The following is a 13,451-nucleotide window of genomic DNA, read 5'->3' on the forward strand; positions in this document are numbered from 1 at the left end:
GCCTCTCAGTGCAGCCCGACCTCGTGGGTGAGGTCGGCCAGCATCGACTCGAACAGGGGCTCGGCGTTCGTCAGCGGGAACGGGACCTGGCCGAAGACCTCCAGCGCCACCTGCCCGTAGAGCCGCACCCAGAACTGCAACAGCGCGTAGGCCATGCCCGTGCCCAGCAGGTCGGCGGGCAGGTCCACCCCGCTCCCGTTGATCGTCGCGAGCAGGTCGTCGCGGAAGCCGGTCATGTCCGCGCGCAGCGGCTCGGGCACCGACTCGTCCGGCCTGCCCAGCAGCAGGCCGGTGGCCAGGACGCGGCCCGCGACCGCCAGGAAGACGCGGCCGAAGCTGTCCTTCTCGACGCTGTGCTGCTCGGCCGGGCTGCCCGAGGGTGAGGCGAAGACCAGGGCGAACTCCTGCGGGTGGGCCAGCGCCCACGCCCGGAACCCCCGGCACAGCGTCAGCACCCGCATGAGGTGGTCCTCCTCGGGCACGCCGGTCAACCCCGACTCCAGGTCCGCCGCCAGGTCGGTGCACACGTCCCGGCGCAGGTGGTCGATCAGGTCTTCGCGGGAGGCGTAGTAGCGGTACAGCGCGGGGGCGGTGATGCCCAGTTCCCTGGCGATGGCACGCAGGGTGACCGCTTGGGGGCCGTCGCTCACCAGGAGTGCTCGGGCTTGGGAGCGGATGTCCCGGTCGGTGTCGGCTCGGCCACGGTCGCGTCTTGTGGCCTGCGTCATCTCTGGTCTCCGGAATCTTGTGAACGGTGTTTAGCAATAGTTACCGTGAACAGCGTTAACTTAGAGCGTTGTTATCCAGACGGTAGCGGCCCTTAGCGGGGATCACCACCGACGAGAGCCACCAGGGGGAAGACCGTGTTCCGTGCGTGGGGTTCGACTGTGCACGTTCACCGCTGGTTGGTGTTGATCACCGCGTTGGTGCTGACCGTGGGCGGTGGTCTGTGGGGGCTGGGCGTCTTCGACAAGCTCACCCAGGGTGGGTACGACGACCCGGCCAGTGAGTCCTACCGGGTGGACCAGGTCGTCGAGCAGGAGCTGGGGCAGAAGCCCGCCGAGGTCGTCATCCTCTACACCGCTCCGAACGTGGACGACCCGGACGTGGCGCGGAAGGTGACCGCGAACCTGGACGCGCTGCCCGCGTCGGCGGTCGCGCAGCGGGTCGACTACTGGTCCACCCGGCAGGCCGCGCTGGCCACGCCGGACAAGACCAGGGCGCTCGCCACCATCTCCCTCGCAGGCGACAGCACCGACGCGCGGCAGAAGGCCTACGAGCAGATCGCCGACCGGTTGCAGGTCGACGGTGTGCGCACCGAGGTGGGCGGGCAGGTGCCGACCGAGGTCGCCATGACCGAGCAGTCCACGTCGGACCTGGTGGTCGCCGAGGCCATCTCGCTGCCCATCACGCTGATCCTGCTCGTGGTCATCTTCGGCACGGTGGTGGCCGCCTCGCTGCCGGTGCTCGTCGGCGGGTTGTCGATCTTCGGGTCGCTCGCCGTGCTGCAACTGCTGAGCCTCGGGCTGGAGATCAACACCTTCGCCGTGAACGTGGCGACCCTGCTCGGACTGGGCATGGCGATCGACTACGGGCTGTTCACCGTCGGCCGCTACCGGGAGGAGCTGGCGGCGGGCGCCACCCCGCAGGAGGCCGTCGCGCGGGCCGTCGCCACCGCCGGGCGCACGGTCGCGTTCTCGGCGACGCTGCTGGTCATCGCCCTGGCGGGCCTGCTGGTCTTCCCGATGGACTTCCTCCGCTCGATGGCCTACGGCGGCATGTCCGCGGTCGCCATCGCCGCCCTGCTGTCGCTGACGCTGCTGCCCGCGCTGCTGTCGATCCTCGGGCACCGCGTCGAGAAGGGCGCCGTGCCGTGGCGCAAGAACAGCGGGCCCGCGGAGAACGGGCTCGTCGGCAGGCTGGCGGACGCGGTGATGCGCAGGCCGGTCCGGTTCGCCGGGGCGATCGTCGCCGTGCTGCTCGTGCTGGCCGTCCCGTTCACCGGAGCCACCTTCGGCACCGCCGACGAGAAGCAGCTCCCCCCGGGCGACCCGCACCGCGCCACCGCCGAGACCATCGCCACGAACTTCCCCGCAGCCTCCAACAACACCGCCACCGTCCTGCTGCGCGGGGTCGACGAGGCGGGTGTGCAGGCGTTCACCGCCGAGGCGAGCAAGATCCCCGGTGTGCTCGGCGTGGCACCCAAGGGCGCCAAGGACGGCGTCGTCGCCCTCACCGTGCCGTTGCAGGGGGACGCCGCATCGCCGCAGAGCCACGACGCCGTGGTCGCCCTGCGCGAGCTGCCCTCCGGCGGTGAGGTGCTCGTCGGCGGGTTCCCCGCGCGCACCGCCGACCAGTTCACCTCGATCAGCGACGGCGTGCCGTGGATGGTCGGCATCCTCGTGCTGGCCACGCTGGTGCTGATGTTCCTGGCGTTCGGGTCGGTGCTGCTGCCGGTCAAGGCCGTGGTGATGAGCGCGCTGAGCCTGTCGGCCACCTACGGCGTGCTGACGTTCGTGTTCGAGGACGGGCACGGCGCCGGGCTGCTCGACGTCACCCCGCAACCCATGCAGGCCGGGATGCTCGTGCTCGTCGGTGCGGTGGTGTTCGGGCTGTCCACCGACTACGAGACGTTCCTGCTGTCGCGGATGGTCGAGGCCCGCCAGACCGGCCTGTCCACCCGCGACGCCGTCCGCACCGGACTGGTCCGCACCGGACCGATGATCACCGCCGCTGCCCTGCTGCTGGCGGTGGTGACCGGCGCGTTCGGCCTGTCGAGCCTGCAGAGCATGCGCCTCATCGGCGTCGGCATGATCGTCGCCCTGCTGCTGGACGCCACGGTCGTGCGGATGCTGCTGGTGCCCGCCGTCATCCGCCTCTTCGGCGACCGGGCGTGGTGGGCGCCCGGCCCGCTGCGCAGGCTCCAGGAGCGGGCGGGGCTGTCGGAAGTGGAGACCCCGGACCGCGAGCTGGAACGGGTCTGAGGGGGCCGCGGCAGGACCGCGCCACCGGCGCCGATCGCTCGGGGGGCTACGCGATCGACGCCGGTGGACACGGAAACCAACCCGGGTGCGAACACCCGGACCGGCACCCGGGGCGGGCCACGGGGGCCCGCCATCGGGACTCACGTGCGACCGGTTCCCCGGGCGCACAAATACAGTGACGCACATTGTGGCACCGCGGATCCCCGGTACCCCGATATCGTTCACACTTGCGTACGTTCGCAATTGGCAACGGCCGCTGACTAGGCTCTATCCGTGGACGACACCGTGGTGGTTCTCGGCTCGGCGAACGCGGACCTGGTCGTGACGGTCCCCGTCAGACCCGCCGGGGGTGAAACCGCCCTCGGCTCCGACGTGGAGACCCTCCCCGGCGGCAAGGGCGCCAACACCGCCGTCGCCGCGGGCAGGCTCGGTGCCCCGGTCGCCTTCGTCGGCGCCCTCGGCACCGACGCCAACGGCGACCTGCTGCTGCAATCCCTGCGCTCGGCCCACGTCGACACCACCCGGGTCCGCCGGGTGGACCGTCCCACCGGGACCGCGTTCATCACGGTGACCCCGGACGGCGAGAACTCCATAGTCGTCTCACCCGGGGCGAACGCCGCGCTCACCCCCGAGGACGTCGACCTCACCGGCGCGGCGGTCCTCGTGGCGTCTCTGGAGATCCCGCTGCCGGTGGTGGAGCACGCGGTGGCACTGGCGGCGGCCGGGGGCGTCCGGCCCGTCCTCAACCTGTCCCCCGTGGCGGAACTGAGCCCGCGGACCCTCGCCGCCCTGGACCCCCTCATCGTCAACGAACACGAGGCCCACACCCTCACCGGCGGCACCGGCGACCTCCTGGCGCTGGGCCCGCGCACCGCGATCATCACGCGCGGCGCCCGGGGCGCGCGGGTCCTCACCCCGGAGGGCGCCACCGACGTCCCCGCACCCGCGGTCGCCGCCGTGGACACCACCGGCGCCGGGGACGCCTTCGCGGGCGCGCTGGCCGCCTCCCTCGCCACCGGGGCCACCCTCGACGCGGCGGCGCGCACGGCGGTCCTGGTCGCCGCCATCTCCGTCACCCGCCCCGGCGCCCAGCCCTCCTACCCCACGGCCGACGAAGTGGCCCAGGGGTAGCTGGCCGTGCCCACCTGGCGCGAGTGGCAGGACAGCCCGTGGGGTCGCCTGCGGTACGCGGTGGCGGAGGCCAACCTCGCCCGCCACCTGCCCCCGGCCCCCCTGCGCATCCTCGACCTGGCAGGCGGTGACGGTGCCGACGCGATCCGCCTGGCCGCCCGGGGCCACCACGTCACGGTCGTCGACCACTCCCCGGAGATGCTCACCGCCGCCCGCGCCCGAGCCGACGAGGCGGCCCTCACCACCCGGATCGGCTGCGTCGAGGCCGACATCCACGCCCTCCCGCCGAGCGAGCACGACGCCGTCCTCTGCCACAACGTCCTGCCCTACGTGGACGACCCCGGCGCCACCCTCACCGCGGCCCTGACCCACCTCCGCCCCGGAGGCGTGCTCTCGGTCATGGCCGTCAACCGGCACTCCGCTCCCCTGGTGGCCGCGATCCGCAACCTGGACCCCGAGGCGGCCCTGGCCGCCCTCGACAACCCCCGCGCCCGCACCGAACTCTTCGACCGGGACATCACCCTCCACACCGCCGAAGAGATCACCGAAACCCTCGTCGCCCTCGGGTGCCCGCCCCCGTCCCACTACGGCATCCGCACCACCAACGACTACATCACCGACAACGCCAAGAAGTCCGACCCCACCTTCTTCGCGGCCCTCGAACGCCTGGAACTGGCCCTCGCCGACCGGCACCCGTACAAGCACACCGCCCGCCTCTTCCACCTGGTCACCACCAAGGCCCGCCGCTGATCCCCCGCCCCGGGGCAAATCCACGGCAGTGTCTTACTCAACCGTGTTAATCTTTACTCATGCAGGTAAACGAGCAGACCGCGACCGAGCTGGCCCGGCGCAAGCAGATCACCGACGCGGCCATCGAGGTCATCGCCGACCTCGGCTACGGCAAGGCGTCCTTCGCCCGCATCGTCGAGCACGCGGGCCTGAGCAGCACCCGGATGATCTCCTACCACTTCGCCGACAAGTCCGACCTGGTGATGGCCGTGCTGGTCAGCGCCATCGCCGCCGGTGACGAGGTGCTCGACGCCCGCATCGCCGGGGTCGTCGACCGGGTGGAGCTGCTGCGCGCGCACATCGAGGCGCGGGTCGAGTTCCTGCGCACCCACCCCAAGCACCTGCGGGCCGTCGTCGAGATCGGGACCGGTGCCCGCGAGCCGATGTACGCGGCGGTGCTGCGGGACTTCCGCGTCGGGCGGCTCCAGCGCCAGCTCCACCAGGGGCAGCGGGAGGGCGTCTTCGGGCAGTTCGACACCGCCGTGGTCGCCGAGGCCGTGGCGAGCGCGCTCGACGGCGCCGCCCAGCGCGCCGCCGCGGAACCGGACCTCGACCTCACCGCGTACGGCCGTGAGCTGGCCGACCTGTTCACCCGCGCCGTCCGCCCTTGACCCTCACGCAGCGGGAGGTCCTAGCGTCGTGGGCGTGGACGAGACGAGGTGGAGCGTCGGTGAGCTGGCCAGGGCGGCCGGGCTCACCGTGCGGACCCTGCACCACTACGACGAGGTCGGGCTGGTCGTCCCGAGCGAGCGCACGGCGGCCGGGCACCGCCGGTACACCCCCGCCGACGTGCGGGTGCTGTACCGGGTCCGGGCCCTGCGCTCGCTCGGCCTGGGGCTGGACGCCATCGCGGCGACCCTGGCGGGCCCCGACCGCCTGACCGAGGTGCTGACCGCCCAACTCGCCCACCTCGACGCCGAGGCCGCCCGCGTGGCCGGCCTCCGCGCCAGGGTGGGCGCCCTCCTCGACCACGCCGACACCCACGGCCTGCTGGAGGCGTTGCAGATGATCGAGCGGTACTACACCCCGGAACAACTGGCCTACCTGGCCAGGCGCCGCGAAGAACTCGGCGAGGAGAGGATCAGGGCCGTCGAAGCCGAGTGGCCCACCCTCATCGAGAAGGTGAACGCCCACCTCGCCGCGGACACCCCCGTCACCGACCCCGAGGTCCAGGCGCTGGCCGCCCGCTGGTCCGAGCTGATGGCGGCCTTCCACGGCGGCGACGCCTCCATCCAGGCGTCGGCCGCCCGCATGGTGGCCGACCAGCCGCGCGACCAGCGGTTGGACAACGGCATGTCCGGCGACCTCTACACCTACGTCCAGCGCGCCTGGGCCGCAGCGGGTTGAGAACTGTCGTACCCCCCGGCTAGCGTCTTGATCGACATCGACCGGGGGGAACGACATGGACAGCACACTCGCGGCACTCACCTCGCACCTCTCACCCGCCGACCGCGAGCGCGGCGAGAACCGCCTCCGGCACAACCTGATCGCCTGGCTGACCACCGTGCGCCCGGACGGGCAGCCGGTCAGCGTGCCGGTCTGGTTCCTGCTGCGCGAGGACGGCACCCTGCTGCTCTACAGCCAGCCGGGCAAGCTGAAGCTGCGCAACATCGCCGACAACCCCCGGGTCAGCCTGGCGTTGGACGTGACCGACATCGGCCGGGACATCGTGCGGCTGGAGGGCACCGCCGCGGTGGCGCCCGACGAGGCACCCGCGCACGAGCAGCCCGCCTACCTGGCCAAGTACACCGAGCGCATCGGGGCCTTGTTCGGCACCCCGGAGCGGTTCGCCGAGATGTTCTCCACCCCGGTGGTGATCACGCCCGCCCGGGTGCACGTCGTCTAGCAGTCGGGCACCCGGGGACTACCCGAGGCGGCGGCGGTCCGGGCGGTCGGCCCAGGTGAGCTTCCCGTGCCTGCCGATGACCAGCGGGCCGATGCGGGCCACGGTCGGGCGGCGGACGGTCAGGCTGCCCGCCTTGACCAGGCCCGTCACCACGAACCGGGTGCCGCCGCCGGTGGCCCGGCGGGCGCCGCGGTCGGTGACGGTGCCGCCGATGGCGGTGTCGACGTGCAGGTCGCACGTGGCCTCGTCGGGGATCAGCAGCTCGACCGAGCCCATGGCCACGTCCACGTCCACGGTGACGACCGGGCCGGTGATCCTGGCCTCGGTGAAGTCGAGTTCGACCGTGCCCGCGCGGTTGTGCACCGACAGGGCGCGCGGGACGTCCCACGCGCCGCGGCGGCGGACGGTCGACATGGAGGTGCGGATCTCCACCGGCTCCGGTTCCGGCGGGCGCGGGGCCTCGGCGCTGACCAGGCCGGGGAGGTCCACCAGGACGGCGTTCAGCTCGCCGCGGGTGCGGGAGGCCAGCGCGATGTCCGCGCGGGCGGTGAAGTCGTCCAGGGACAGCAGGCCCACCCCGATCGCCTTCTGCAACACGTCCACCACGTGCGTGCGCTCGGCGTCGGAGACTCGGAGTTCGCGGGGGTCGACGGGCGTGGTCACACGTCCACTTTACGGTGATCCGTCGAGGCCGTGTTCGATCGCGTACCTGGCCAGTTCCACCCGGTTGTGGAGCTGGAGCTTGCGCAGCGTCGACTGCACGTGGTTCTCCACCGTGCGGTGCGACAGCACGAGCCGGTCGGCGATCTGCCGGGCGGTGAGGCCCTTGGCCACCAGCCGCAGCACCTCCGTCTCCCGGTCGGTCAGCCGCGGCGGGGACGGTTCGGAGGCCATCCGGCGGTACTCACCGAGGACCAGGCCCGCCAGGCCCGGGGTGAACACCGCGTCGCCCGCGGCGGTGCGCTCGACCGCGTCCACCAGCTCCGCGGCGGAGGCCGACTTGACCAGGTAGCCCGAGGCACCCGCCTTGACCGCCTGGAGCACGTCGTCGTGCTCGCCGCTGGCGGACAGGACCAGGACGCGGGTGGCGGGCAGCGACGCGGTGATCTCCCGGGTGGCGTCCGCGCCGGACTCGCTGCCCAGGTTGAGGTCCATCAGCACCACGTCCGGGCGCACCGCCGCGGCGATGCGGACCGCGGCGGCGGCGTCGCCCGCGGTGGCCCGCACGTCGAAGCCGCGCTCGGCCAGGTCCCTGGCCACGCCGTCGCGCCACATCGGGTGGTCGTCGACCACCATGACCGAGATCGTCACCACGTCCGGCTCCCCACCGCGCCCCGCTCGTCGAACATCAACTCTCCGAACAACCCGTCACCACGTCCTGGGCACCCGCAGTTCCCACTCCACGCCCTGCCCCGGCGCCGTTTCCAGGGTGATGGTGCCACCCAGGTCGGCCACCCGGCCGCGGATCGACCGGGCCACCCCCATCCGCCCCTGCGCCGACGCCTCCGCCAACCGGCCCTCGGGAATCCCCACCCCGTCGTCGCGGACGCTGAGCACCACCGACGACCCCAGGTCCTCCAGCAGCACCCACGCGCTCGCCGACGGGCCTGCGTGCCGCGCCACGTTCTCCAGCGCCTCCCGCACCAGGAACGACAGCTCCGAGGCCACCGACTCCGGCAGCAGCACCGGCGTCCCCGGCGCCGACACCTGCACCCGCTCGGTCGCCAGCACCTGGAGCAGACCGCGCAGGTCCACCTCCCCGGAGGACGACTCCAGCGGCGCCGCCGACACCAGCGCGCGCAGCGCCACCTCCTGCCGACCGGCCAGCTCGCCCAGCTCGGCGGCCTCCCCGCCGACCTCCAGCCCGCGCTTGCGGACCCGGGCCAGCACCTGCAGCACGCTGTCGTGGATGCCGCGGGCCAGCCGCTCCCGCTCCGCGGTCGCCGCCTCGATCCGCTCCGCCGCCGCCAGCCGCAGCGCCGACTGCCGCGACGTCGTCGCCGCCAAGCCCAGCACGAACCCGATGCCGACCAGCAGCACCATGTCCCGCAGCAGATCGATGTCGACGAACCCGCGCACCGCGAAGTTGCACAGCGACACCACCAGCCCGAACGCGGTGCCGCCGAGCATCCCGGCCCGGATCGCGCCGAACGCCACCACGGCCGTCACCCACACCGTCGGCACCAGCGGCACCTCCCCGGCGATCTGCGCGGGCGTCAGCACCCACCGCGACAGCGCCATCAGGCCGCAGCACACCGCCAGGTCGACCAGGGCGAACCACAGGTCGCCGTCGCGCCGCAGGTAGTACAGCCCGGTGGCGAGCGTCCACACCGCCATGCCGCCCACGACCGCCCACGCCAGCCAGGTCCGCGCGTACTCGCCGTGGTGCGCGGCCACGACCACCCCGGCGAAGCACAGCGTGATCACCCGCAGCAGCACCCCGGCCCGCCACAGCGGTGCGATCGGGTCGCGGGGGACCCGGGTGGTCACTCCACCCGCTCCACCCCGTCGTTGGGCTGCGACGCCTCGTCCTCCAGCGGCTCGACCTGCTCCGGGTCCGGGTCCGACTCGTGCAGCAGCGACCGGATGCCCGCGTTGAGCACCGCCAGCAGCGGCACCGACAGCAGCGCGCCGGAGATCCCGGCGGCGAGCAGGCCCGCGGCGATCGCCAGCACCACGGCCAGCGGGTGCAGCCGGACCGCCCGGCCGAGCAGCCACGGTTGCAGCACGTGGCTCTCCAACTGCATCACCCCGACCAGGATGATCAGCACGACCAGCGCCGCCAGCGGCCCGTTGGCCACCAGCGCCACCAGGATCGCCACGCTGCCCGCGATCAGCGCGCCGATGATCGGGATGAACGCGGTGAGGAAGACCAGGGCGGCCAGCGGGATCACCAGCGGCACCCCGACGAAGTAGAGGCCGATGCCGACGCCGACCGCGTCCACCACGGCCACCGCCGCGGTCGCCCGCACGTAGCTGACCAGCGAGGAGAACCCGCGCTTGCCCGCCACGTCGACCCGGTCGCGCACCGGCGCGGGGACGCCGCGCACGACGAACGCCCAGATGGCGCCGCCGTCGTGCAGGAAGAAGATCAGCACGAAGATCGTCAGCAGCAGCCCGGTGAGGACCTCGCCGATGGTCGCCGCGGTGGTGATCGCCCCGGAGGTGATCTCCGCCTGGTTCGACTTCAGCGAGTCGATCGCGTTGGTCAGGAAGCTCTGGATCTGGTCCTGGCGCAGGTGCAGCGGCCCGTTGGCCAGCCAGGCGCGGATGGTGTCCAGGCTGGAGCTGACCTGGGTCTGCAACTCCGGCAGGCCGTTGACGAACTCGGTGATCACGAAGGTCAGCACGCCGCCGAGCACGGCGATGCCGCCGATCATCACGATCAGCGTGGCCAGCGCCCTGGGCACCCGCCACTGCACCAGCTTGCTCACCCCGGGGGCCATCAGCGCCGCGAGCAGCAGCGCGATCGCGATCGGCACCACCACCGCGGCGAAGTAGCCGAGCAGCCAGATGATCACGTACAGCGCGCCGATGATCACCAGGAAGCGCCAGGACAGCGCCGCGCTCACCCGCAGGCCCCTGGGCACGAACGGGGTCACGTCCTCGATCAGCGGGACCGTCCGGTGCTTCAGCCCTGCGACGCGGTTTCTGCTCACCGCGATCACGGTATCTGGCGAAACCGCCTGCGGCGATCTCTTCATCTGATCTCATGGGAGCCGTGACCGCCCGGATACCGCCTGCTCAGCTCACCGAAACCGAGCGCGAGGTGTGGGCCGCGTTCGCGAGCGGGACCGTGCTGGACCTCTCGACCCACGACGACCGCCGCGTCCGCGGCGAGGTGCTGACCGGGCTGCTGCTCGGCGCCTACCCGCTCGACGACGGCGCCATGCCCGCCCTGCGCCTGGACAACGCCCACGTCACCGGGGAATGGGAGCTGGAGGGCCGCGAGGTCGGGCACGTGCTGAGCCTGCACGGCTGCGTCTTCGAACGGCCGCCGGACCTGCGGATGGCGCGACTGGTCACGCTCAGCCTGCGCGGCTGCGCCCTGCCCGGGCTGCGCGCGCGGAACCTGCGGGTCGGCAGCGACCTGCGACTGGAACTCGGTTTCCACTGCACCGGTGTGCTCGACCTCACCGACGCCACCGTCGACGGCACGCTGCGCCTGTCCGGGGCCACCCTCACCCACCCCGAGGGTGTCGCGCTGCGCGCCGAGCGGCTCCGGGTGACCGGGTCGGTGCAGGCGATCGCGCTCCAGGTGGCGGGCGAGCTGCTGTTCACCGGCGCGGACATCGGCGGCGGCGCGCACTTCTCCGACGCCGAGCTGCGCAACCCCGGCCGGGTCGCGCTGGAGGCCTCCGGGCTCGTCGTCACCGACAGCCTGTTCTGCGACAACGGCTTCGACACCACCGGCTCGGTGCGCTTCGCCGGGGCCCGCATCGGCGGCGACGCGGTGTTCTCCGGCGCGCTGCTGTCCGAGGCGCCCAGCCGCGACAAGCACGTGCTGGTGCTCACCGGCGACGCGGACACCGACGGGTACGTCCTCGACGCCGACCGGCTGCGCGTCGACGGCGACCTGCGCCTCGACGCCGGGTTCACCGCCGCGGGCACCGTGGGCCTGCGCGGCGCCCGCATCGGCGGCCACCTGCTGCTCTCCGGCGCGGTCCTCGGCTCCCGCGGCGTCGTCGCCGGGCTGGCGGCGGCCTTCGCCGCGGGCACCCCGGTGACCGCCGTCCCGTTCGCCCTGGTCGCCGACGGCATCGAGGTCGGCGGCGACGTGGAGGCCCGCGACCGGGTGCGCGGGCGGGCCGGGAACGCGCTGCGCGCCTACGGCCAGGTCCGCTTCGTCGACGGCGTGGTGCACGGCAGCGCCAGCTTCTCCCGGGCCCGGCTGCGCGCCCCCGGCCTCGACGCCCTGTTCGCCGACCGGCTGCGCGTGGCGGGCACGCTGTTCCTGCGCCACATCCGGGTCAGCGGCTCGGTGCGGTTGCAGAACGCGCACATCGGCTCCAGCCTCGACTGCTCCGGCGCGCACCTGGTCAAACCGCGGCTGCGCCCGGACGGCACCGTCAAGCCCTCGCTGGACGCCAGGGTCGCCACCATCGGCAAGGACCTGCTGTGCAGCCGCGGCTTCCGCGCCCTCGGCGGCGTCCGCATCCGGCTGGCCGAGGTCGGCAAGCGGGTCACCTTCCAGGACGCCCGCCTCGGTGGCCGCACCAAACCCGGCCACCCGGTGCCGACCCGGGTGTTGCAGGCCTACGGGCTGACCGCGCAGGAACTGGTGCTGCTGTTCGACGAGCGCCACCCGCCCGCCGGGTCGGTCGCGCTGACCAGGGCCACCGCCGCGTCGGTCACCGACGGCCCCGGGCTGTGGGCCGCGCGCGGCGGGGTCGAACTGGAGGACTTCACCTACTCGGCGATCCGCGCGGACCCCGAGGTGTCGGTGCGCACCCGGCTGCTCTGGCTGCGGCAGGTGCAGCCCGACTTCGCGCCCGGCCCCTACGAGCGGCTGGCCGCGGTGTACGCCGAGGGCGGCGAGGAGGAGATGGCGCAGATGGTGCAGCTTGAGCGGCAGCGCCGCCGCTACTCCGAGCTGCACGTGGCGGGCCGGATCTGGGGGAAGTTGCAGGAGTGGACCGTCGGCTTCGGCTACCGGCCGTGGCTGGCGATCGTGTGGCTGGCGCTGTTCTGGCTGGTCGGGCTGGTGTGGTTCGCCACGCACCGGATGGTGCGGCTCAACTCCGACACCGACCCGGTGTGGAACCCGCCGCTGCTGGCCACCGACCTGCTGCTGCCGATCATCGACCTGGGTCAGGACAACATGTGGCAGATGGCCGGGGTCTCCCAGTGGATCGCCGGAACGCTCATCGCCGTCGGCTGGATCCTCGCCACCACGGTGGCCGCTGGCGCGACCCGGGTGTTGAAGCGCGGCTGAACCGACCCGCCGCGCGGCCTGTGGACAGCCGTCCCGGATTGCCGGTCCAACCTCGGGATCATGACGCAGGGTTACCTGTGGAAACACTCTGTGTTGATCACACGATGTGATGAGCCTCGGTGGTCACGCTCGCATCACGGACCCCTCTGGTGACAGTGTCTGCCGGGCACGGACCCGACCGTGCGCACCCGATCGGAAGGTCGATCCGAAGGCGATGGGGAACCGAACCGTGGACCAGGAGCAGAGGGAGCCGTCCGCCGCACTGCGGCGCGCTCTCTCGCGCACCCTCCTCGTCCTCGGCGGCGCCGTCGCCACGACCGCCGCGGCGTGGGCCATCACCACCGCCACCGCCAGCGCGGACGACGCCCCGTCGGATCTCCCCACCCTCCCCTCGGTGGAGATCTCCCAGCTCCAGGTCCCCAGCGTGGTCGGGGCACCCGAACTGGTCGAACAGCTCGCCGACGGGGTCGGCAGGCTGCTCGACCCGGACCGGGCCACGACCGCGGTCGAGGACCTCGGTCGTGATGTCACCGAGCACCTGACCCCGCCGCCGACCGCCCCCGCGCAGGTCGTCGACGAGGTCGTCGGCGAGATCACGGCGCCGGTCGAGCAGCAGCCCGCACCCCCGGCAGCGGCGGCACCGCCCGCGGCCGTGGTCACCCCCGAGGCGGACGCCCCCGCGGCGGCCCCGACCCCGGTGGTCGAGACCGCGGCGGCCCCCGCCGCCGAGGAGCGCGCGCCCGCCGACGGCACCACCCGCCGCGGC

Annotated in this window: 12 protein-coding genes and 1 pseudogene; 8 read left to right on the forward strand and 5 right to left on the reverse strand. The window is 73.0% G+C overall.

Annotation, left to right across the window (positions count from 1 at the left end; translation table 11 throughout):
• Positions 1-5: 5 nt before the first annotated feature.
• Positions 6-728: a TetR/AcrR family transcriptional regulator gene (locus tag L6E12_RS19620; RefSeq protein ID WP_236229382.1), complete on the reverse strand. Its 723-nt coding sequence runs from the start codon at positions 726-728 to the stop codon at positions 6-8.
• A gap of 159 nt (positions 729-887) precedes the next feature.
• Here L6E12_RS19620 and L6E12_RS19625 point away from each other — a divergent pair, with 159 nt between their 5' ends.
• The 6 genes from L6E12_RS19625 to L6E12_RS19650 all read left to right on the forward strand — a co-directional run bounded on the left by L6E12_RS19625 (position 888) and on the right by L6E12_RS19650 (position 6,750).
• Positions 888-2,984 (forward strand): MMPL family transporter, encoded by a 2,097-nt coding sequence (locus L6E12_RS19625; RefSeq protein WP_236229383.1) that lies wholly within the window; start codon positions 888-890, stop codon positions 2,982-2,984.
• Positions 2,985-3,257: 273 nt separating this feature from the next.
• Positions 3,258-4,115: a PfkB family carbohydrate kinase gene (locus L6E12_RS19630; protein ID WP_236229384.1), complete on the forward strand. Its 858-nt coding sequence runs from the start codon at positions 3,258-3,260 to the stop codon at positions 4,113-4,115.
• Positions 4,116-4,121: 6 nt separating this feature from the next.
• Positions 4,122-4,865 carry a methyltransferase domain-containing protein gene (locus tag L6E12_RS19635; protein ID WP_236229385.1) on the forward strand — a complete coding sequence of 248 codons (744 nt, stop codon included), beginning with the start codon at positions 4,122-4,124 and terminating at the stop codon, positions 4,863-4,865.
• A 59-nt stretch (positions 4,866-4,924) separates the two neighbouring features.
• The gene (locus L6E12_RS19640; RefSeq protein ID WP_236229386.1) at positions 4,925-5,515 is read left to right on the forward strand and encodes a TetR/AcrR family transcriptional regulator; all 591 of its coding nucleotides are present in this window, start codon (positions 4,925-4,927) and stop codon (positions 5,513-5,515) included.
• 34 nt (positions 5,516-5,549) lie between these two features.
• Positions 5,550-6,251 (forward strand): MerR family transcriptional regulator, encoded by a 702-nt coding sequence (locus L6E12_RS19645; RefSeq protein WP_236229387.1) that lies wholly within the window; start codon positions 5,550-5,552, stop codon positions 6,249-6,251.
• A 55-nt stretch (positions 6,252-6,306) separates the two neighbouring features.
• Entirely contained in the window at positions 6,307-6,750 is a 444-nt protein-coding gene (locus L6E12_RS19650; RefSeq protein WP_236229388.1) for a TIGR03667 family PPOX class F420-dependent oxidoreductase, read from the forward strand.
• Between the two features lie 18 nt (positions 6,751-6,768).
• On the opposite strand, the gene L6E12_RS19655 is transcribed toward L6E12_RS19650, so the two are convergent.
• From L6E12_RS19655 to L6E12_RS19670, 4 genes are all read right to left on the reverse strand, one after another.
• Positions 6,769-7,413 carry a DUF1707 domain-containing protein gene (locus tag L6E12_RS19655; protein ID WP_236229389.1) on the reverse strand — a complete coding sequence of 215 codons (645 nt, stop codon included), beginning with the start codon at positions 7,411-7,413 and terminating at the stop codon, positions 6,769-6,771.
• A 9-nt stretch (positions 7,414-7,422) separates the two neighbouring features.
• A complete protein-coding gene (locus L6E12_RS19660; protein WP_236229395.1) occupies positions 7,423-8,046 on the reverse strand; it encodes a response regulator transcription factor in 624 nt (207 codons plus the stop codon).
• Positions 8,047-8,118: 72 nt separating this feature from the next.
• Complete coding sequence (macS, locus tag L6E12_RS19665) at positions 8,119-9,240, reverse strand: MacS family sensor histidine kinase (RefSeq protein ID WP_236229390.1); 1,122 nt, start codon at positions 9,238-9,240, stop codon at positions 8,119-8,121.
• The gene (locus L6E12_RS19670; protein ID WP_236229391.1) at positions 9,237-10,409 is read right to left on the reverse strand and encodes an AI-2E family transporter; all 1,173 of its coding nucleotides are present in this window, start codon (positions 10,407-10,409) and stop codon (positions 9,237-9,239) included. The genes macS and L6E12_RS19670 overlap by 4 nt, the downstream gene beginning before the upstream one ends.
• A gap of 62 nt (positions 10,410-10,471) precedes the next feature.
• Here L6E12_RS19670 and L6E12_RS19675 point away from each other — a divergent pair, with 62 nt between their 5' ends.
• Both L6E12_RS19675 and L6E12_RS19680 read left to right on the forward strand, forming a co-directional pair.
• Positions 10,472-12,685 (forward strand): hypothetical protein, encoded by a 2,214-nt coding sequence (locus tag L6E12_RS19675; RefSeq protein ID WP_236229392.1) that lies wholly within the window; start codon positions 10,472-10,474, stop codon positions 12,683-12,685.
• Between the two features lie 229 nt (positions 12,686-12,914).
• Positions 12,915-13,451, forward strand: a pseudogene (locus tag L6E12_RS19680) (hypothetical protein); the annotation flags it as partial.

Origin of the sequence: Actinokineospora sp. PR83, assembly GCF_021056305.1 — a bacterium.
GTDB lineage: Bacteria > Actinomycetota > Actinomycetes > Mycobacteriales > Pseudonocardiaceae > Actinokineospora > Actinokineospora spheciospongiae.

Excerpts from the sequence above, each read along its gene's own strand:
- L6E12_RS19650 (WP_236229388.1), top strand. The coding sequence starts at position 6,307 with ATGGACAGCACACTCGCGGCACTCACCTCGCACCTCTCACCCGCCGAC.
- L6E12_RS19660 (WP_236229395.1), bottom strand. The coding sequence starts at position 8,046 with ATGGTGGTCGACGACCACCCGATGTGGCGCGACGGCGTGGCCAGGGAC.
- L6E12_RS19640 (WP_236229386.1), top strand. The coding sequence starts at position 4,925 with ATGCAGGTAAACGAGCAGACCGCGACCGAGCTGGCCCGGCGCAAGCAG.
- L6E12_RS19620 (WP_236229382.1), bottom strand. The coding sequence starts at position 728 with ATGACGCAGGCCACAAGACGCGACCGTGGCCGAGCCGACACCGACCGG.